Annotated in this window: 17 protein-coding genes; 5 read left to right on the top strand and 12 right to left on the bottom strand. The window is 62.5% G+C overall.

The genetic code is table 11. The features are described from left to right. Positions 1–120: 120 nt before the first annotated feature. The 7 genes from IEG05_RS08470 to IEG05_RS08440 all read right to left on the bottom strand — a co-directional run bounded on the left by IEG05_RS08470 (position 121) and on the right by IEG05_RS08440 (position 6,998). Entirely contained in the window at positions 121–621 is a 501-nt protein-coding gene (locus IEG05_RS08470) for a DUF934 domain-containing protein (RefSeq protein ID WP_041013729.1), read from the bottom strand. After that, positions 605–2,263, bottom strand: a complete 1,659-nt coding sequence (locus IEG05_RS08465) for a nitrite/sulfite reductase (RefSeq protein WP_023445300.1) — start codon at positions 2,261–2,263, stop codon at positions 605–607. Before IEG05_RS08465 ends, IEG05_RS08470 begins: the two co-directional genes overlap by 17 nt. A 345-nt stretch (positions 2,264–2,608) precedes the next feature. Then, positions 2,609–2,824 (bottom strand): DUF2970 domain-containing protein, encoded by a 216-nt coding sequence (locus IEG05_RS08460; RefSeq protein ID WP_023445301.1) that lies wholly within the window; start codon positions 2,822–2,824, stop codon positions 2,609–2,611. Positions 2,825–2,914: 90 nt separating this feature from the next. Further along, on the bottom strand, positions 2,915–3,364 hold the full coding sequence (locus IEG05_RS08455; RefSeq protein ID WP_046618974.1) for a 3-phosphoshikimate 1-carboxyvinyltransferase: 450 nt from the start codon (positions 3,362–3,364) through the stop codon (positions 2,915–2,917). A gap of 24 nt (positions 3,365–3,388) precedes the next feature. Continuing rightward, positions 3,389–4,705 carry a leucine-rich repeat-containing protein kinase family protein gene (locus tag IEG05_RS08450; RefSeq protein WP_046618976.1) on the bottom strand — a complete coding sequence of 439 codons (1,317 nt, stop codon included), beginning with the start codon at positions 4,703–4,705 and terminating at the stop codon, positions 3,389–3,391. An 81-nt stretch (positions 4,706–4,786) separates the two neighbouring features. Beyond that, positions 4,787–5,827: an RNA methyltransferase gene (locus IEG05_RS08445; RefSeq protein ID WP_046618978.1), complete on the bottom strand. Its 1,041-nt coding sequence runs from the start codon at positions 5,825–5,827 to the stop codon at positions 4,787–4,789. Between the two features lie 22 nt (positions 5,828–5,849). After that, a complete protein-coding gene (locus tag IEG05_RS08440; RefSeq protein WP_046618980.1) occupies positions 5,850–6,998 on the bottom strand; it encodes an MFS transporter in 1,149 nt (382 codons plus the stop codon). A 332-nt stretch (positions 6,999–7,330) separates the two neighbouring features. On the opposite strand from IEG05_RS08440, the gene IEG05_RS08435 reads away from it, so the two are divergent. Beyond that, positions 7,331–7,630: a DUF1883 domain-containing protein gene (locus tag IEG05_RS08435; protein ID WP_003279791.1), complete on the top strand. Its 300-nt coding sequence runs from the start codon at positions 7,331–7,333 to the stop codon at positions 7,628–7,630. A gap of 42 nt (positions 7,631–7,672) precedes the next feature. Next, entirely contained in the window at positions 7,673–8,647 is a 975-nt protein-coding gene (locus IEG05_RS08430; protein ID WP_046618983.1) for a DMT family transporter, read from the top strand. 13 nt (positions 8,648–8,660) lie between these two features. On the opposite strand, the gene IEG05_RS08425 is transcribed toward IEG05_RS08430, so the two are convergent. From IEG05_RS08425 to metH, 5 genes are all read right to left on the bottom strand, one after another. Beyond that, complete coding sequence (locus tag IEG05_RS08425; RefSeq protein ID WP_046618985.1) at positions 8,661–9,185, bottom strand: AAA family ATPase; 525 nt, start codon at positions 9,183–9,185, stop codon at positions 8,661–8,663. After that, positions 9,182–9,745 carry a nicotinamide riboside transporter PnuC gene (gene pnuC / locus IEG05_RS08420; protein WP_191121922.1) on the bottom strand — a complete coding sequence of 188 codons (564 nt, stop codon included), beginning with the start codon at positions 9,743–9,745 and terminating at the stop codon, positions 9,182–9,184. The genes IEG05_RS08425 and pnuC overlap by 4 nt, the downstream gene beginning before the upstream one ends. A gap of 564 nt (positions 9,746–10,309) precedes the next feature. Further along, positions 10,310–11,401 carry an IS5-like element ISPa8 family transposase gene (locus tag IEG05_RS08415; RefSeq protein ID WP_023445144.1) on the bottom strand — a complete coding sequence of 364 codons (1,092 nt, stop codon included), beginning with the start codon at positions 11,399–11,401 and terminating at the stop codon, positions 10,310–10,312. A 100-nt stretch (positions 11,402–11,501) separates the two neighbouring features. Further along, positions 11,502–11,822 (bottom strand): DUF5629 family protein, encoded by a 321-nt coding sequence (locus IEG05_RS08410; protein ID WP_014820147.1) that lies wholly within the window; start codon positions 11,820–11,822, stop codon positions 11,502–11,504. Between the two features lie 56 nt (positions 11,823–11,878). Further along, positions 11,879–15,571, bottom strand: a complete 3,693-nt coding sequence (gene metH / locus IEG05_RS08405; RefSeq protein ID WP_191121921.1) for a methionine synthase — start codon at positions 15,569–15,571, stop codon at positions 11,879–11,881. Positions 15,572–15,733: 162 nt separating this feature from the next. Between metH and IEG05_RS08400 the strand changes: the two genes are divergently transcribed. The 3 genes from IEG05_RS08400 (at position 15,734) to IEG05_RS08390 (ending at position 19,852) form a co-directional block, all read left to right on the top strand. Then, positions 15,734–18,013 (top strand): fatty acid cis/trans isomerase, encoded by a 2,280-nt coding sequence (locus IEG05_RS08400; RefSeq protein WP_191121920.1) that lies wholly within the window; start codon positions 15,734–15,736, stop codon positions 18,011–18,013. A gap of 119 nt (positions 18,014–18,132) precedes the next feature. Beyond that, positions 18,133–18,717, top strand: coding sequence for a Fe-S biogenesis protein NfuA (gene nfuA, locus IEG05_RS08395; RefSeq protein WP_003300421.1), 585 nt, complete (start codon positions 18,133–18,135; stop codon positions 18,715–18,717). 151 nt (positions 18,718–18,868) lie between these two features. Beyond that, entirely contained in the window at positions 18,869–19,852 is a 984-nt protein-coding gene (locus tag IEG05_RS08390; RefSeq protein ID WP_023445313.1) for a response regulator, read from the top strand. The last annotated feature ends 1 nt before the right edge of the window (position 19,853 follow it).

The raw sequence follows: 19,853 nt of genomic DNA, 5'->3' as shown, positions 1-19,853 counted from the left end.
AAAAAGGCCGATGTAGTCACCACGCCGGTCGAACACCCCAACTTCTGGATGTATCAATGAAGCAATGAAAAGCCCGCCAATAGGCGGGCTTTTTATTTGTCGCAATCGACCGGGCTGGTATCAGCTCTGGCGACGGCGGAACAGCGGGCGCTCATCGTCGGCCGCGGCCTGATAGGTCACCGAAAAGTCCTTCAAGCCTTCCAGCGCGTCGACCGGGTCCCGATCGGCGCGAATGGCGAACGCATCGAAGCCGCAGCGACGCATGTAGAACAGCTGGTCCCGCAGCACATCGCCGATGGCGCGGATCTCGCCTTTGTAGCCGTAGCGCTCGCGCAAAAGGCGGGCACTGGAGTAGTGGCGGCCGTCGGTGAAGCTGGGGAAATTCAGCGCGATGACCTGGAAGTGCGCCAGGTCGTCTGCGATGTCCTCGATCTGCTCGTTGGCATCGAGCCAGACCCCGAGGCCGCCGTCGCGGGCTTTCAGCGCATGGGCATGGTCCAGCCAGAGATGCAGCGGCACGATCAGATCGTCGCTATTGCACAGGTCGTCGAGCGTCTGTTCCTTGGGCAGCAGATGCCAGGTCTCGTCGACCAGTTGATCGTTCTTAATGATTCGCTGCATAGACGCGCTCCTTGAAGGGATCAATGCCGATGCGGCGGTAAGTGTCGATGAACTGTTCATCTTCGGTACGCTGCTCCACGTAAACGTTGATGATCTTTTCGATCACATCTGGCATCGAGTCCTGGGCGAAGGATGGGCCGAGGATCTGGCCGAGGCTCGCGTCACGGCCGGAACTGCCGCCCAGCGAAACCTGGTAGAACTCCGCGCCCTTCTTGTCCACGCCCAGAATGCCAATATGGCCGACATGGTGGTGACCGCAGGCGTTCATGCAGCCTGAGATGTTCAGGTCGATGTTGCCCAGGTCGAACAGGTAATCGAGGTTATCGAAGCGACGCTGGATGGATTCGGCGATTGGGATCGACTTGGCGTTGGCCAGCGAGCAGAAGTCGCCGCCAGGGCAGCAGATGATGTCGGTCAGCAGGCCGATGTTCGGCGTGGCCAGACCCAATTCGCGCAGTTCATGCCACAGCTCGAACAGCTTGGCCTGCTCGACATCGGCCAGAATCATGTTCTGCTCGTGGGAGTTGCGCACCTCGCCGAAGCTGTAGCGATCGGCCAGATCGGCGATGGCATCGAGCTGCTTGTCGGTGACGTCGCCGGGCGCCACGCCAGTGCTCTTCAGCGAGAGGGTGACTGCCGCGTAGCCGGGCTTCTTGTGTGCGACCACGTTGCGCTGGCGCCAGCGGGCAAAGCCTGGATGCTCTGCGTCCAGCTGGGCGAGCGCAGCGCTCTGGTCTTCCAGGGCTTTGTACTCCGGATCGACGAAAAACTTGCTGACACGCTGAACTTCAGCTTCGGTCAGCGTCGTCGGGCCGTCCTTGAGATGCGCCCATTCGGCATCGACGCGCTCGGCAAACACTTCTGGCGTGAGCGCCTTGACCAAAATCTTGATGCGTGCCTTGAACTTGTTGTCACGACGGCCATAGCGGTTATAGACCCGCAGGATGGCGTCGAGATAGCTCAACAGGTGCTGCCAAGGCAGAAATTCGTTGATGAAGCTGCCGACGATCGGGGTCCGGCCGAGGCCGCCACCGACCGAAACGCGGAAGCCCAGGTCGCCGGCCTCGTTCTTCACCGCTTCCAGGCCGATATCGTGCACCTCGATGGCGGCCCGGTCGCTGACCGCGCCGTTGACGGCGATCTTGAACTTGCGCGGCAGGAAGGCGAATTCGGGGTGGAAGGTCGACCACTGGCGAATGATCTCGCACCACGGGCGGGGATCGATCAGCTCGTCCTTGGCGACACCGGCGAACTGGTCGGTGGTGGTGTTGCGGATGCAGTTGCCGCTGGTCTGGATGGCGTGCATCTGCACGGTGGCCAGCTCGGCAAGAATTTCCGGCACGTCTTCCAGCTCGGGCCAATTGAACTGCACGTTGGTCCGGGTACTGATGTGCGCGTATCCCTTGTCGTAATGACGTGCGATCTCGGCCAGCTTGCGTACCTGGGTGGAGGACAGCAGCCCGTAAGGCACGGCTACGCGCAGCATCGGCGCGTAGCGCTGGATGTACAGGCCATTCTGCAGGCGCAGCGGGCGGAATTCTTCATCAGCGAGTTCGCCAGCCAGGAAGCGGCGAGTCTGGTCGCGGAACTGCCGGACCCGATCCTCGATGATGTGTTGGTCGTACTGATCGTAAACGTACATAAATGTCCTGTTTTCAGGCTGTCTACAGCATTCGCGCGCACGGCCGCGCACCCATTAAGGGAGGGCGGCACGATACCAGCTCGTGGTTATACGCAAAAGTGATGTTTGGGAATATGTTTAGAACCAAACCAAGCCAAATGGACTTATAACCCGCTGCCCTTGAGCAACGCACAACAGTGGTCTTAACTGCCTCAAAGAAGCTGTCGATATCATCGAACCGCTAGAGGAGAACTTCCGTGAGAAACGAACAGCGCGACAGTGTGGTGGACGCCGCGGCTATCTTCAGTCTGATCATGCTCGCGGTGGGCACCGCGATCTTCTGGGTCAGCCATCAGTAGTAAAAGCTCAGCTCCCAACCAGATAGAGCACCAGTTTCACCAACCCCAGGATCACCAGCACGAACAGAACGGTGAAACCCACGCCGAGAATGATGAAGTGGCTGGGTTTTCCATGGCTGAAATCCCGGGCTCTGTTCTTGCCGCTCTGTACGCCCAGTGCCGCAGCCAGAACGCTGCTCAGCATTTCGCGAAGCGTCAGAGTCTTTTCCTGATCGTCTTTCATTGGTGTCTCGGACATGACTGCCTCCAATCGCGGCTTCTCCGGAGTCTAGTCGAGCGGTACATTCTCGCCGCACGTTGTGGCGGGCTTCATCTAGAGACTCTCTTTGAGCCAGTCCCAAAGTCCCAACGAGAATCCCGGGAAAAGATTGATCCCCAGCGCTGACTTGAGCACGTACAGGATCACCAGCCCTACCAATGCAGAAAACAGCAGGAACAAGGTCGCCAATGCAGCCTTGGCCACCAGCGAGAGATTTTGCTGGGGACGGGTCAGGTTTCGCTTGTTGCGACCGGCGACGATTGCGAAGTAATAGCGGTCGCGCCACACCTTCACCGTCCCGCGCAGATCGACGCGGTGCTTGACCCATGACCGCGCGCCGAACACCCCACGCAGGGCATCGAGCTGCTCTTCGCTGAAGGATTCACGCAAGTGCTCGGGCAGGCGCTGTTTCAAACCACGGATGAACGGGTCCTGATCGACCGCCGCATCCGAGTAGGGTTTAGGGTAGGGCGTATGTTCTTCGTCTGCTTTGGGTGAGTTCATTGCGGGGTCGCTCCGGAAAGCGCGTCAGAGCGCGGCGAGAGTGGTGTGCAACTGACTGAAGTTTGGACGGCCTTCTGGCTGCTCTGACATGCACTGATTCTGTAGCTCGAACAGAGTGTGCCGATGCGAATCGTTTTCGAGGTCTGGGCAGCGTTGCAGCAACTCTTCCAGCAGACAACCGAAAGCGCGCGATTCGATGCGTTGCAGCGCTTGGCCAGTGGCACTCTCCGGCTCGAAGAACGAGGCAGCGCCGAAATCGCTGAGCAGGCATTCGCCCGTTGGATCGACCAGCAGATTATGGGCGTACAGATCGCCATGCAGGATGCCGCGCTGATGCAGGTGAGCGACCGCCGAGGCGGTGCCGCGGGCGATGCGCAGCGCCTGCTCCACGGTAAAGGTTCGATCCTCGGCGTAGCAATCGCGTGTGCAACTGACCAGCGACGGCGGACCAGCCAGCGGCAGGAAGGCCGACTCGACCAGATCCATCAGCAGACCCGGCGTTTGGCCCGGCTGATCAGCCAGCGGCCCGGCAACATCGATCAGATTTGGATGGGCGCCAGCGGATACGCAGGCTGCCATCTCGCTGTGGGGCAGGCCGTCGCTGGTGACATGGCCCTTGAACAGCTTGGCGGCCATTTGCTTGGGCGACTGTCCGCTCGGCTGCCATGCGGCACGGTAGATGATGCCCGACGCACCCTGGCCCAGTTGCTCGTGCAAAACGACTTGTTCGCGCGGGATCGCCGGCAGCGAATGACGAGCGAGCCTCATCGCTTCGCTGGTGTCGCTGAAGGGGTTGCCGGCAGCGGCCAGCCAGCTGAGTCGCGGCAGTGTCAGCACCCAGTCGGGCAGCGCTGGCAGGCGGTTGGCGGCGATGCGCAGCAATTCCAGGTTGACGCAATTGGCCAGCGAATCCGGCAGCGAAGACAGCTGGTTGCCAGCGAGCATCAGTTTCTGCAAGTGGCGGCAATTGCCGATCTCGTCAGGCAATGCCTGCAGCCGGTTGTCGGTGAGGATCAGCCAGCGCAACGCCGATGGCAACGCGGCGGCGGGCAGATGGCGAATCTGATTGGCTTTGAAGCCGATCATCTCCAACTGCTCGCAGTCGCCGAGGCAGTCCGGCACCCCGGTGAAGAGGTTGTCCGAGCAGAACAGAATGCGCAGCTTGCGCAGACGGGACAGGTCGGACGGCAGGCTCTTGAGGCGGTTGCCGGAGAGATTCAGCACTTCCAGCGTATCGGCGAGGGCGAAGATCGCCTCCGGGAAGCTCTGCAGGTCGGCCGAGAGATCGAGGCGGCGTATTCCGGCCAGCTCGCCACGTTCCAGTTGTTCCAATGTGTGCATGCGACTTGCGCTTTCCTTGCTGAGATGGGCGGTGTGGGCGGCGTGAGTATTGCGCTGGGACAGTGACGGGGGCTTGTGGGTTCAGGCCCCACGATCAACGCGTCGCTTGCGATCGAGCACCTGCTCGGCGCGGGCGCGGAGCTGGCCGCACCCGCCGTCGATGTCCTGGCCGGCCGAGTTGCGTACCTTGGTCAGCACGCCGCGACTGTGCAGGTAACGCACGATCTGCACGATGCGCTCGCCATCGGGACGCTGATATTCGTCATCTTCCAGACTGTTGTAAGGGATCAGGTTCATCACCGCGTACTTGCCCTTGAGCAGGCGCAGGATGCCATCCATCTCATCCTGGTTGTCGTTGATGCCCTTGAGCAGTGTCCACTGGTACTGGATCGGGAATCCGGTCGCGCGGGCGTAGGCCTCGCCGAGGTCGACCAGTTCGTCGGGTGCGATCTGTGGCGCGCGCGGCAGCAGGGCCTGACGCAGCGCCGCATCGGTACTGTGCAGGGACAGGGCCAGCGCCGGCTTGACCCGCTGCTGCGGCAGACGCTCGAACACGCGCATGTCGCCGACGGTGGAGAACACCAGATTCTTGTGGCCGATGCCGCCGTCCGTGCCGAGCAGGTCGATGGCTTCGAGCACGTTGTCGAGATTGTGTGCGGGCTCGCCCATGCCCATGAACACCACCTTCTTTACCGGGCGGAAGCGTCGGGCGAGGGCGACCTGGGCAACAATCTCGGCACTGCCCAGCTGACGCAGCAGTCCGCTCTTGCCAGTCATGCAGAACACGCAGCCAACGGCGCAGCCGACCTGACTGGACACGCACAGGCCGTCTCGCGGCAGCAGGACACTTTCCACCATCTGCCCATCGGTCAGCTCCACCAGCAGGCGCGCCGAACCGTCGGCCGCCGGGTGTTCGGAACGCAGCCGCGCCAGTCCGTCGATCTCGGCGCTCAGCGCCGGCAGCCCTGCGCGCACGCTCAGCGGCAGGAAGTCCTCGGCCTGTTGCTGGCGCCGGCCGACATCGAGCGGCAGGCCCTTGAGCCAGGCACGGGTCATTCGCCCGATATGACGGGGCTTGGCGCCGATGTCGGCGAGGCGTTGCTGCAGGTCTGGGATTCGCATAGGGCGCGCATTCTATCCGGGGTCACGCGGTGAAGCGACGGCTGAACGGCACGATGCCGACCAGCAGGACGGCGAGCAGCGCGAAGGCCATGCCCAGCGAGCTGAAATGCGCGACCACGCCCATCATGGCAGGGCCGGCGAGGACTCCGGCGAAACCGATGGTGGTCGCCACGGTAACGGCCAGCTGCACCGGCATACCATCCTGCCGGCTCAGGGACGAAATCAGCACCGGCGAGACGTTGGCGCAGCCCAGCCCGCACAATCCGTAGCCGATCAGCGCCACGGCCCAGTGCTCGGCGGCCAGGCTCAGGCCGATGCCGAACGCAGCGAGCAACCCGCCAAAGGCGATGACGCGGGCCGTGCCGAGTGCATTTACCAGCGGGCCGCCAGCGAAGCGCGCGATGGTCACCATGAGGGCGAAGGCTGCGTAACCCAGGCCGCCCTTGGCCACTTCGAGGCCTTTCTCACCGGTCAGGTAAAGCGCGCTCCAGTCCAGCACGGCGCCTTCGGCCAGATAGACGACAAAGCACATCAGGCCTACGAGTAACACCACGCCTGTGGGGCGCACGAAGGCGAAGCCGCCGCCCGGCGCACGATTCGGCAGAAAGCCGCGGGCCAGGCCGAGGTTCGCCGCAACGATCAGCCCGATCATCAGAAAGCTGCCGATCTCCGGCGCCAGACCGAGGGTCAGCAAGCCCGTGAGCAACAGTGCGCCGCTGATGGCGCCGAGGCTGTACATGCCGTGGAAGTTCGACATCAGCCGGCGGCCGACCGCGGTCTCCACCAGCACCGCCTGAATGTTCATGATCACGTCGATGACGCCCAGGCTGCCGCCGAAGCAGAACAGTGACAGGGCCAGCAACAGCATCGAGTCGGTCAGGGCCATGCCGGCCAGCGCCAACGCCAGAAGCACGACGCTGCACAGCTGCACCGGGCGAATGCCCCAGCGGCTTACCAGCACGCCGGACAGTGGCATCCAGGTCAGCGAGCCGACGCCGATGCAGAGCAGCAAAAGGCCGAACACTGCATCTGTCATCTCTATGCGTTCGCGTACATAGGGCACCAGCGGCGCCCAGACGGACAGGCCGAAGCCGGCCATGAAAAAACCGCAACGGGTTGCGTTGCGCACGATAGGGGCGTCGATCTGAACGGTGTTACGGACCGCAAGCATGGGCGGAATTCCTCGATGAACTGGATTGGCGATGGGTTGAGTGCGCGGCGAGCCGCGTTTCACCACAGGGCCAGCAATCCGGTATCGAAGAGAAACAGCAGTCGGCTTCCCGCGGGCAGGCTTGAAGAGCAGGGGAGTGACGTGCTGGACATGGAAGGAGGGTAGCAGTTGGATAGGTGCACAGAGGATACACAACCCGAGCTACTGAACAACCCGTGCGTAGGCCTGCGCACCATGGTGCGCCTCCCGCGTGGCTCACAACCGGTCCGATTCGACGGGTGTGCATGCTATCGTTGGCCGCTTTGCCGCCATGTGCGCTGTCGGAGCAGTCGATGAAGTTCATACACCAGCGCGAGCACCTCAACGAGGACGACATCGTCGTCATCGAATGCTCGCAGACCTGCAACATCCGCCTGATGAACGATGCCAATTTCCGCAGTTTCAAGAACGGCGGCCGGCACACCTACCATGGTGGGGCGTTCGATAAGTTCCCGGCGAAAATCGTCGTGCCGAGCACCGGCTTCTGGAACATCACCATCGATACGGTCACCCGGCGCCCGATCAGCGTGACGCGCAAACCGAACCTCAGTCACTCGATCAGGGTCATTCGACGGTCCCCCTCGCGTCTGTAATCGCCCCAATGGGCTGCGAGGCAATTCAACGGGAGCGAGCTTTTGAACCGCAGCCACCATCCGCACGCCATCAACACCAGCCTTGGCAACCGCACGCCGGAGACGCGCATGAGCGATAGCCGTGGCGGAACCACCCGCGCGCATCTGGGCATGCTGCTCTGGGCGCTATTTGTCGGGTTGTCGTTCCCCGCGGTGGGTTTGCTCACTGACGGGTTGCCGCCACTGCTGCTGACAGCCATGCGCTTCAGCATTGCGGCATTGGTCCTGGCGCCGCTGGCCTGGAGCCAGAGCGAAGGGCGACCGAGTTGGCGCACGCTGTTGCTATACGCCGCCATGGGGCTATGCCTGGCGGGCTTTTTCGGCACCATGTTCTGGGCGGCCCATCGGGTCAGTGCATTGTCGATGGCGACGCTGTTCGTCAGCGTACCGCTGCTGGCTTACTGCCTGGGCCGCGGGCTTGGTGTCGAGCAGCGAGCCGGCCGTCTGTTGGCTATCCTGGCGCTTGGTGCGAGCGGGGCGCTTGGGCTGGCATGGGCCGAGAACGGCGGCGATTTCTCCGGCATGCAGCTTGGCCTGGGCGAGCTGGGCTTCTTCTTCGGTTGTGTCGCCTCGGCGTTGTACCCGGTGCTCAGCAAATGGGGATTGGCGAACGGCACTTTGCCGCGGCAGGCGGGTTTGCGCACCTTCTGGAGCCTAATCGCCGGCGCGCTGCTGATCGGCCTGATGGGCTTTGTCTGGGAGCAACCGGCGTCGCTGCTGCGCATGAATCTGCTGGATCTGCTGCTGGTGACCTACCTCGGTGTTTTTTCCAGCGCCATGACCTTCTTCCTGCAGCAGCGAGCGACATCCGTTCTCACGCCCGGTGCGGTTACGGCCTACAGTTACCTGGTGCCCTTTGTTTCGATGTTGCTGCTGTTCTTCGATCAGCCGGCGCGCATGGGTGTGCACTGGTTGCCGGGTAGCCTGTTGGTCGTGCTTGCCATCGGCCTGTTGTTACGTCGTGACCGCCAGCCATAGGGCTTGCGGCCAGTCATTCGCCTAGCAGAGCGCGGGTGTGGGCGATCGCCTGCCGCTCGCGGTCGGTCCAGCTGCCACCGAGCTCGACGAAGGGCCGATCCCGCTGCACCAGCCAGCTGCGGCATGCCTCGAAGAACTCCAGTCTTTCGCTGATATCCGGCTGGCAGCGCTGGCCGTCGGCATGCCATTCGATACCCTCGGGCGAGAGCAGCAGGTGCTGGTGGTAATCCCGCGCCAGCAGCTCGTCCTCGAGCCAGGCGGGGCAATCGCCGAACAGCGTATGACTCCAGAGCATGTTGCTCAGCAGATGGGTATCGAGAATCAGCAGAGGCGGTGCCTGAATTCTCGCGGCGTCTTCCCAGTCCAGCTGGCCACGGGCAATCGCTGGAATGTCGGCAAGCGTCGTGTCGCGTTGCGTCTGCTCGATGTAATGGCGAACGTATTCGCCCACCATCACTCCGCCGAATGTGCGCAGCAGCCGCTGTGCAAGCCAGCTTTTGCCGGTGGACTCCGGACCGGTGAGCACCAGCACCTTCATCGCGTCGCCACCCGTGCAGTGCGCCACTCTCGCAGCCCCATGATCGCGAGCCCGGTGAACAGCGCGTAGAGGCCGGCCGTCAGCCAGTAGCCCTGATAGCTGAAGAAGCCAATGAACAGCACATCCACGACGATCCACAGGAGCCAGCACTGCAGGCGCTTGAGGGCCATCCACAGCTGTGCGAGCAGGCTGAATGCGGTGAGGGTGGCGTCGATCCAGGGAAAGGCGGCCTCGGTGAAGCTCGCCATGGCGCTGCCGAGCAGCAGGCTGCCGAGCGCTGCACAGGCAATGCCTATGGCCACCTCACGCGGGCTGGCGCCGGTCACGGGCCTACCGTGTTCGCCTGCGGCACCTCGCGTCCAGGCCCACCAGCCGTAGAGCTGCATCCCAGCGAAAACGCTATGCTGCAATACCTGTGAATACAGCTTGGCGTCGAAGAAGAACCAGGCATACAGCGATACCATGCCCAGCCCGATCGGCCAGCACCACGGGTTCTGACGCACCGTCAGCCATACGGCGATCACGCCGAGTAGCGAGGCGATCAGTTCGAGTGAAGACATGGCGTAAGACCGGCTTTGTGAAAGAGGGGCGCGATCATAGCGGACGTCTCCGCCAATGGCTGCATGTTGTGAGGCGCGCCAGGATTGAACGACGCCGGTATCGGCTGCTCATGGTTGAGGCGAGGGCGCAGCGGGAGGCTGGCCAGGTGTTGAACAATGCCCCGAGGTAATGGAATCGATCCTGAGTGACCCAGGCAATGGCTGGTAGTCGTGGTGGCTTGCGAATATCGGACTGCTTATGAGTGATGCCGGAGCGCGGCACGGCAAGAATCGCAATATTCAATTTCTCCGTGGGCTGGCGATCCTGATGGTGCTTGCTATATCGAACGGCCGCTGATGGAGGGTGCGAACAGTGGCAGCCGCCGGAGAGGGGACGACTGCGAGTTCAATAGCCGTCGCCCGCGCAGGGCGAGGCGGCTAGCAGCCTGTTGAAATTCGCTGTGATGACTGCGAGCACTGCGTTGTAGCGGCAGTGCTCGCGGCCACGCGCTCTTGCTCAGGGCGTCGAGCAGGTGAAGTAGCCCGATTTCACAGGTGCCGGGCGCACCTTCCCCGTCAACGCGCTCATGCCATTGAGCCTGTAGCCAGCAGCTTCGGCAGGCGCACCAGGTTGCTTGCCGCCATGGCCAGCTGGAACAGCGCGTCGACACGCTCAAGTCCGCGTTGCTTCACCTGGCGCAGCCCGGCCGCCGCCTTGAGCCAGCCGAAGTGGGTTTCGATCCAGGCGCGAATCTTCAGGCTCAGACCATAGCCGGCGTGGCGCGTGGTACGGCCATCGATGGCGCTGCGCCGACCATTGGTGTTCTGCGCAACATGGGGTGTCACGCCGAGGGCACGACAGGCGGCCACGAAGTCTGCCGTGTCGTAAGCCTTGTCCGCGGCCAGGGTGCGTCGACGGCGACCACCCAGCTTGCTCAGCATCGCCAGCGCGGCTTCGCGTTCGCCATGGCCACCGGCCAGAGTCACATGAGCACTGCGCACCAGGCCACTGCGGTGTTCCATCAGCACATGCCCCATGTAACTCAGCTGCGCGCCGGTGTTGTGGCTCTTGCGGTACAGCCGGGCATCCGGATCGCTGGTCGAGGCGTGGGTGTCGTTGCTGCGCTTGTGCCCCTTGAAGTCCGGCTGGGCATTGCGCGGGCCGGGGCCCGGGTCGTCTGGCGTATCGTCCTTGGGACGGAAACTCTTCTGAGAGGCCCAGGCTTGCAGCAATGTGCCGTCAACCGAGAAGTGCTCATCCGAGATCAGCCCCTGCTTCTCCGCCAGGCGCACCACCTCGTTCAGAAACTCGGCGGCCACTGCCTGGGCATTGAGGCGGTCACGATTCTTCGAGAAGACCGAGTGATCCCACACCGGATCATCAATGGCCAGGCCGACGAACCAGCGGAACAGCAGGTTGTAGCCCAGCTGTTCCATCAGCATCCGCTCGCTGCGCAGCGAGTAGAACAACTGCAGCAACTGCGCCCGCATCAGCTTCTCGGGGGCGATCGAGGCGCGGCCGGTGTCGGCATACAAGGTGTCGAACAGGGCGCTCATCCGCTGCAGAGCGGTGTCTGCCAGCTTGCGGATGGCGCGCAGGGGGTGAGTCGCTGGCACGAAGTCATCGAGCTTGGCGACAGTGAACAAGGATTCCTGAGTGATATCGGCGCCACGCATGGAAATCGGGGTTCCCGGCAGATTGGAGCCGATATCGTAAACCTTACGCCGCAAAGCCAGACAGGGCGTAGGCGAATTTCAACAGGCTGCTAGAGGTGCGTTACTCGTCCTCGCCGCCGATGGCACTGAGGCACTGCAGTCGATGTGGGCCTTCCAGTAGCCAGCTTTCGCCATCGGGCTGGCGCTGGGCTTCCATGATCTGGTTGTAGCTGAACTGCCACTGGCGGCGTGTGCGGCCGTCGACCAGATCGATCGTCAGCAGGATGTCTTCGCTGGCGAATGGCTGATTGGCTTCAGCCGCGGCGTCGGCATCGTCGAGCAGCGCCTCGTTCAGCGCGAATTGCCAGGCATGCAGGTCGTCGATGATCAGCATGTCGGCGGTTTCGAGTTCGTCGATCAGCAGCGGTGTTTCGGATGACATGGTGCAAGCTCCATTGAGCGGAACGACGGCGGGCGCTCGCGGCGCCCGCCGCGGGATCAGTTGTCGTAACCCAGGTTCGGCATCAGCCAGCGTTCGCTGACGGCGATGTCTTCGCCTTTACGCTGGCTGTAGCTTTCCACCTGATCCTTGTCGATCTTGCCGACGGCAAAGTATTGCGCCTCCGGATGGGCGAAGTACCAGCCGCTGACCGCTGCGGTCGGCAGCATGGCGTAGTGCTCGGTGAGGGTGACCTGGCTGATGCCGTCGGCATCCAGCAGCTGGAACAGCGTGCCTTTCTCGGTATGGTCCGGGCAGGCCGGATAGCCCGGGGCAGGGCGGATGCCCTTGTACTGCTCACGGATCAGCTCCTCGTTGCTCAGTTGCTCATCCTTGGCGTAGCCCCAGTACTGCTTGCGCACCTGTTCGTGCAGCCATTCGGCGCAGGCCTCGGCGAGACGATCGGCGAGCGCCTTGACCATGATCGAGTTGTAGTCGTCGCCCTTGTCCTGATAGGCCTTGGCCAGCTCCTCGGCGCCAATGCCGGCGGTACAGATGAAGCCGCCTACATAGTCGGTGATGCCGCTGTCTTTCGGCGCGACGAAGTCGGCCAGGGACAGGTTCGGCTTGGCGTCCGGCTTGATGTTCTGCTGGCGCAGGTGGTGCAGGGTGGCCAGCTTTTCGCCGCCGTCGCCGTACACTTCCAGGTCATCGTCCTGCACCTGGTTGGCTGGCCAGAAGCCGAACACGGCACGGGCACGAATCAGCTTCTCGTCGATCAGCTTGTTCAGCATGGCCTGGGCATCGCTGAACAGCGCGGTGGCCGCTTCGCCGACCACTTCGTCCTCGAGAATGCGCGGGTATTTGCCGGCCAGGTCCCAGGCGATGAAGAACGGCGTCCAGTCGATGTACTCGGCCAGCGTGCGCAGGTCGATATCTTCCAGCAACTGGCGGCCGGTGAAGCTCGGCCTGACCGGCGTGTAGCTGGCCCAGTCGAACTGCGGCTTGTTAGCGACAGCCTGGGCATAGCTCAGGCGCTCGGTGCGCGCACTGCGGTTGGCGGTGCGCTCGCGGATCATGGCGTACTCTTCGCGGGTCTTGTCGACGAACGCCGGCTTGAGTTCCTTGGACAGCAAAGTAGTGGCGACGCCCACCGCGCGCGAAGCGTCGGTGACGTAGACCACTGCATCGTTGTGGTACTGCGGGTCGATCTTCACCGCGGTGTGCGCCTTGGACGTGGTGGCGCCGCCGATCATCAGCGGCAGGCTGAAGCCCTGGCGCTGCATTTCCTTGGCGACGTGGACCATCTCGTCCAGCGAAGGCGTGATCAGGCCGGAGAGGCCGATGATGTCGCACTTCTCGGCGATGGCGGTCTGCAGAATCTTCTCCGCCGGCACCATCACGCCCATGTCGACCACGTCGTAACCGTTACAGCCGAGCACCACGCCGACGATGTTCTTGCCGATGTCGTGCACGTCGCCTTTCACTGTGGCCATGAGGATCTTGCCCTTGGCTTCCGGCTTGTCGCCTTTTTCCGCTTCGATGAAGGGAATCAGATGGGCGACGGCCTGCTTCATCACACGGGCGGATTTGACCACCTGTGGCAGGAACATCTTGCCGGCGCCGAACAGGTCGCCAACCACGTTCATACCGCTCATCAGCGGGCCTTCGATGACTTCGATGGGGCGCTTGCACTGCTGGCGGCATTCCTCGGTGTCTTCGACGATAAAGGCGGTGATGCCCTTGACCAGTGCATGCTCGAGGCGCTTGTCCACCGGCAGGCTGCGCCACTCTTCGGTTTCAGCCTCCTTCACGGAGCCGTCGCCCTTGTATTTGTCAGCAAGCTCCAGCAAGCCTTCGGTGCCGTTGGCGCTGCGGTTGAGTACCACGTCCTCGACCGCGTCGCGCAGCTCCTTGGGAATCTCGTCGTAGATCTCCAGCTGACCAGCGTTGACGATGCCCATGGTCAGGCCCGCCTTGATCGCATGGAACAGGAATACCGAGTGGATCGCTTCGCGCACCGGGTTGTTGCCGCGGAAGGAGAACGACACGTTGGATACGCCGCCGGAGGTCAGCGCGTAGGGCAGGTTGTCGCGAATGAAAGCGCAGGCCTCGATGAAGTCGACTGCGTAGTTGTTGTGTTCCTCGATGCCGGTGGCGATGGCAAAGATGTTCGGGTCGAAGATGATGTCTTCCGGCGGAAAGCCGACTTCATTGACCAGAATGTCGTAGCTGCGCTGGCAGATCTCGCGCTTGCGTGCGGCGGTATCGGCCTGACCGGCTTCGTCGAAGGCCATTACGACCACGGCGGCACCGTAGCGCTTGCACAGGTGGGCCTGCTGCTTGAACTGCTCGACGCCTTCCTTCATGGAGATCGAGTTGACGATGCCCTTGCCCTGAATGCACTTCAGACCCGCCTCGATCACTTCCCACTTGGAGGAGTCGATCATGATCGGCACGCGCGAGATGTCCGGCTCGCCGGCGATCAGGTTGAGGAAGGTGACCATGGCCGCCTTCGAATCCAGCATGCCCTCGTCCATGTTGATGTCGATCACCTGGGCGCCGGCTTCCACCTGCTGCAGGGCGACTTCCAAAGCCTCGGTGTAGTTTTCCTCGCGGATCAGACGGGCAAACTTGGCGGAACCGGTGATGTTGGTGCGCTCACCGACGTTGACGAACAGCGAGCTGCGGTCGATGGTGAACGGCTCCAGGCCGGACAGGCGGCAGGCCTTGGGGATGTCTGGAATTGCTCGCGGCGGGTATTTGCTGACAGCCTCGGCAATCGCCTGGATGTGAGCAGGCGTGGTACCGCAGCAGCCGCCGATGATGTTGAGAAAGCCGGAGGAGGCGAATTCCTCGACCACCGCGGCCATTTCCGCCGGGCTTTCATCGTATTCGCCGAAGGCGTTCGGCAGGCCGGCGTTGGGATGCGCGGAAACGAAGGTTTCGGCCTTGCTGGAGAGCTCTTCCAGGTATGGGCGCAGGTCCTTGGCGCCCAGAGCGCAGTTCAGGCCCACGGAGATCGGCTTGGCGTGACGCACCGAGTTCCAGAATGCCTCGGTGGTCTGCCCGGACAGGGTGCGGCCGGAGGCATCGGTGATGGTGCCGGAGATCATGATCGGCAGTTCGACGCCTTCGTCTTCGAACACCTGCTGCACGGCGAAGATGGCCGCCTTGGCATTGAGCGTGTCGAAGATGGTTTCGATCAGGATCAGGTCGGCGCCGCCCTCGATCAGGCCGCGCGTGGCCTCGACGTAGTTCTCCACCAGCAGGTCGAAGGTGACGTTGCGATAGCCGGGGTTGTTGACGTCCGGGGAGATCGAGCAGGTGCGGCTGGTCGGGCCGAGTACGCCTGCGACGAAGCGCGGACGGTCCGGCGTTTCGGCGGTCTTGGCGTCGGCCATTTCACGCGCCAGGCGTGCGCCTTCGACGTTCAGCTCATACACCAGCGATTCCATGCCGTAGTCGGCCTGAGAAACCTGGGTAGCGTTGAAGGTGTTGGTTTCGAGGATGTCGGCGCCGGCGTCGAGGTAGGCCTTTTCAATGGCCTGGATGATATCGGGGCGGCTCAGCAGCAAGAGGTCATTGTTGCCTTTGACGTCTTGCGGCCAGTCGGCGAAGCGCGCGCCGCGGTAGTCTTCCTCTTCCAGCTTGTAGCTCTGGATCATGGTTCCCATGCCGCCGTCGAGAATCAGGATGCGCTCTTTGAGCGCTTGCTGAAGGGCCTGAAGACGGGAGCTGCGAGTGGACATGGGGACTACCTGAAAAGCTGGGACAAAAGAGCGCGAATGATAGCAAAGCTGCATGCTTTTTTAGCCTTCGCGCTTTTGCATGAAGATTATTCAGGTTGGCAGGCGTTGGCCGTAACCGGCAGAGGCGAATAGAATGCGCACTCATCTCAAGGCGTTCGATGCATGTCATTTCGTTTCTGGCTCGCTTGCCTTCTATTCCTCTCGTTCACCGCTGCGCGCGCCGAAGCCCTCTCTTATCAGCGTGATATCCAGCCGATATTCACCGCCAAGTGCGTCGCTTGCCACGCCTGTTATGACTCGCCCTGCCAGCTCAATCTCGGCAGTGGTGAGGGTGCATCCCGCGGCGCGAACAAGCTGCCGGTCTACAACGGCGTACGGGTAAAGGCCCAGGAGCCCACGCGCCTGTTTCTCGACGCCGATCACGACGCCGCGTGGCGGCGCAAGGGCTTCAATTCGGTACTCGATGGCGGGAGCAACCAGGCTGCGCTGATGGCACGAATGCTCGAGCTCGGTCGCAGCCAGCCGTTGACGCCCAATGCCAAGCTGCCGTCGGCGCTGGAGATCGGCATCGGCCGGGAAAACACCTGCCCGCTGCCGGATGAGTTCGACCGCTACGCCCGGCGCAACATGCATGGTGGCATGCCTTTCGCCGTAACCGGGCTGAGCGATACGGAGTACGCACTCCTGCAGCGGTGGCTGGAGCAGGGCGCGGCAGTCGAAGCGAGTTCGCCGCCCGAGCCTTCGGCGACCGAGTCCTTGCAGATCGACGAGTGGGAACGCTTGCTCAACACGCCCGGTGCACGCGGCAATCTGGTTGGCCGCTGGTTGTATGAGCACCTTTTCATCGCGCATCTGTACTTCGAAGGGGAGGGAGGCGGTCGTTTCTATCAGCTGGTGCGTTCGCGCACGCCCAGTGGCGAGCCGGTCGACGCCATTGCGACGCGACGGCCGAACGATGATCCGGGTACCCGGTTCAGCTATCGCCTGCGACCGATTACCGACGTGATCGTGCACAAGACGCACATCACCTATCCACTCAGCGCTGCGAAGCTGGCGCGGGTCCGTTCGCTGTTCTTCAGCGGTGACTCGACGGTGGATGCCATCCCCGGTTACGGCGCAGATCACAGAGCCAATCCGTTCAAGACTTTCCAGGCTATTCCTGCCGAGGCGCGGTACCAGTTCATGCTGGATAACGCCGAGTATTTCGTCCGCACCTTTATCCGCGGGCCGGTGTGCCGCGGGCAGATCGCCACGGACGTGATTCGCGACAACTTCTGGGTGTTCTTCCAGGACCCGCAGCACGATCTGTACATTACCGACCGGCGCTATCGCGAACAGACCACGCCGCTGCTGGCGATGCCCGGGCAGTTCGATGAAATGGGCGACCTGCTTGCGTTCTGGAAGAGCTACCGGGTCAAGCGCAACCAGTACGAACAGCTGCGCATGAATGCCTATGCGGGCAAGCCCGCGCAGTGGAAGCAGATCTGGTCCGGCAATGACAATGCATTGCTGAGCATCTTCCGCCAGCATGACAGCGCCTCGGTGCGCAAAGGGCTGATCGGCGAGATTCCGCAGACGCTCTGGTGGATGGACTATCCGCTGCTCGAGCGCACCTACTACCAACTCGTGGTCAATTTCGACGTGTTCGGCAACGTCTCCCATCAGGGCCAGACACGGCTTTACTTCGACCTGATTCGCAACGGCGCGGAGCTGAACTTCCTTCGGCTGCTGCCGGCCGCCTCACGCCACGCCCTCCTCGATGGCTGGTACGAGCAGGGTGGGCAGCTGAAGCTGCTCTTGGCCTACACCTCCATCGACGATTCGACACCCTCGCTGCTGACGCTGAACAGGGCTGATCCGAAGCGCGCGTTCGCTCGAGAGATGCTGGCAAGGTACGCCGGCATCAACGCAGCCCCCGATCCGATCAACCGTTGCCAGGGTACCCAGTGCTACCGCGCAAGGCAGCCCGCGAGCCTGCAAGGGGCCGAGCAGGCGCTCAGTCGTCTGACCAACCGACTCGCCGGAGGCTTGCCGGCGATCCAGTATCTGCCGGAGGCCACGCTGCTGCGCATCGAGTACGGCGGCGATCGGCGTGAGATATACAGCCTGCTGCGCAACCGCGCCCACAGCAACGTCGCCTTCATGTACGGCGAGTCGCTGCGCTGGCAGCCGAGGTTGGACACCCTGACGGTGTATCCAGGGGTTCTCAGTAGCTATCCGAATTTCCTCTTCAATGTGCCTGCCGCCGAGGTGCCGGCATTTGTCGCAGCACTGGAGGAGGTCAGGGCGAGTGATCACCTGGGGCGCCTGGTCGACCGCTGGGGCGTGCGGCGCAGCCATCCGCGTTTCTGGGATTACTTCAACGATCTGACCCGCTATCTCGAAGAAACCGAGCCGCTGGAGGCGGGCGTGCTGGATATGAATCGCTACGAAAACCTCTGATTCGTCGCGAGCGGCAGCTGCGGTCGGAACTCGACCACGGTTAACCCGACTAAAATACTAGGACTTAACCGCGGCAGTGGTTTGGCGTACACTGCGGCGCATGTCTGCGAGGAGTTCCCATGAGCGCGATCACCATTACCGAAGCTGCACACGATTATCTGGCCGACCTGCTCGAGAAGCAGAACACCACCGGCATCGGCATTCGCATCTTCATTACCCAGCCGGGCACCCCGTATGCTGAAACCTGCATCGCCTACTGCAAACCGGGCGAGGAGAAGCCTGACGACATTGCACTGGCGCTGAAGAGCTTCACGGCCTGGATCGATGGCACCAGCGAACCCTTCCTCGAGGATGCACTGGTCGACTACGCGACCGATCGGATGGGTGGCCAGCTGACCATCAAGGCGCCGAATGCCAAGGTGCCGATGGTCAATGAAGACAGCCCGATGAACGAGCGCATCAACTATTACCTGCAGACCGAGATCAATCCGGGCCTGGCCAGCCATGGCGGGCAGGTCACGCTGATCGATGTGGTCGAGGAGGGCATCGCAGTGCTGCAGTTCGGCGGTGGTTGTCAGGGCTGCGGACAGGCGGACGTCACCCTCAAGGAAGGCATCGAGAAGACTCTGCTGGCCCGGATTCCGGAGCTCAAGGGTGTGCGCGACGTGACCGACCACACCAATCGCGAGAACGCCTACTACTGAGCCGAGACAGCCCGACGGAGCAGCACCGCCGGGCCGTTCGGCAGTTTTTAAGGTGAAATGCCACTATTTTGCCTTCATGGTGCGCACAGCGCGCCTTTCCTGCGATAAGCTCTCGTGCCAAGGTTAATCGGGCAACGAGAGCTCGTACCACATGTCTGCCATTTCCCTCTTGATCTGCGATGACTCCGCGCTGGCGCGCAAGCAGCTTCTGCAAGCGCTGCCCGCCGGTTGGCCGGTCGACGTCAGTCAGGCGGCCACCGGCCTCGAGGCGTTGGAGCAGGTTCGCGAGGGTGGCGTCGACGTCCTCTTGCTCGACCTCACCATGCCCGAGCTGGATGGTTATCAGGTCCTCGCGCAGCTGCGCGAAGAACGGCTGCAGTGCAAGACCATCGTGATCTCCGCTGACATTCAGGATGAGGCCGTGCGCCGTGTCCTGGCCCTCGGCGCGCTGGCCTTCATCAAGAAGCCCGCCGATCCGGTGCACCTGCACCAGACGCTGGCGAGCCTTGGCCTGCTGGATGATGTCTCGCCTCTGATCGCTAGGGTCGCCGGGGAAAAGATCGGTTTTCGCGATACCTTTCGTGAGGTGGTCAACATCGCCATGGGGCGGGCTGCCGCACTCCTGGCGCGAGTGCTGGGTGTCTTCATCCAGTTGCCGATTCCCAATGTAAATATTCTCGAAGTCGGCGAGCTGCATATGGCGCTGGCCGATGCGGCGCGCGGCGAGAAGTTGACTGCCGTCTGCCAGGGCTACATCGGTGGCGGTATCGCAGGCGAGGCGCTGCTGCTGTTCCATGACTCCGAAGTGGCCGACATGGCACGTCTGATGCGGCGGCAGGACTACCTGGAGATGGAGATGCTCCTGGATCTGTCGAGCCTGCTGATCAGCGCATGCCTCAGCGGAATCGCCGAGCAGATCGAAGTGGTGTTTTCCCAGGGGCACCCGCAGGTGCTGGGGCAGCACGCATCGATCGACGAGCTGATCCGGCTCAATAGTGCCCGATGGAAGAAGACCCTGGCGGTGGAAATCAGCTACAGCCTGGAAGGGCACGATATCCACTTTGACCTGCTGCTGTTGTTCACGGAAGATTCGGTCGAGCTGCTGACGCGCAAGCTTGCCCACCTGATGGATTGAG

The organism is Stutzerimonas kunmingensis, assembly GCF_014764705.1.
Taxonomy (GTDB): domain Bacteria; phylum Pseudomonadota; class Gammaproteobacteria; order Pseudomonadales; family Pseudomonadaceae; genus Stutzerimonas.
Note: the sequence above shows the minus strand (reverse complement) of the source record. Positions and strands in the feature narration are given on the sequence as shown.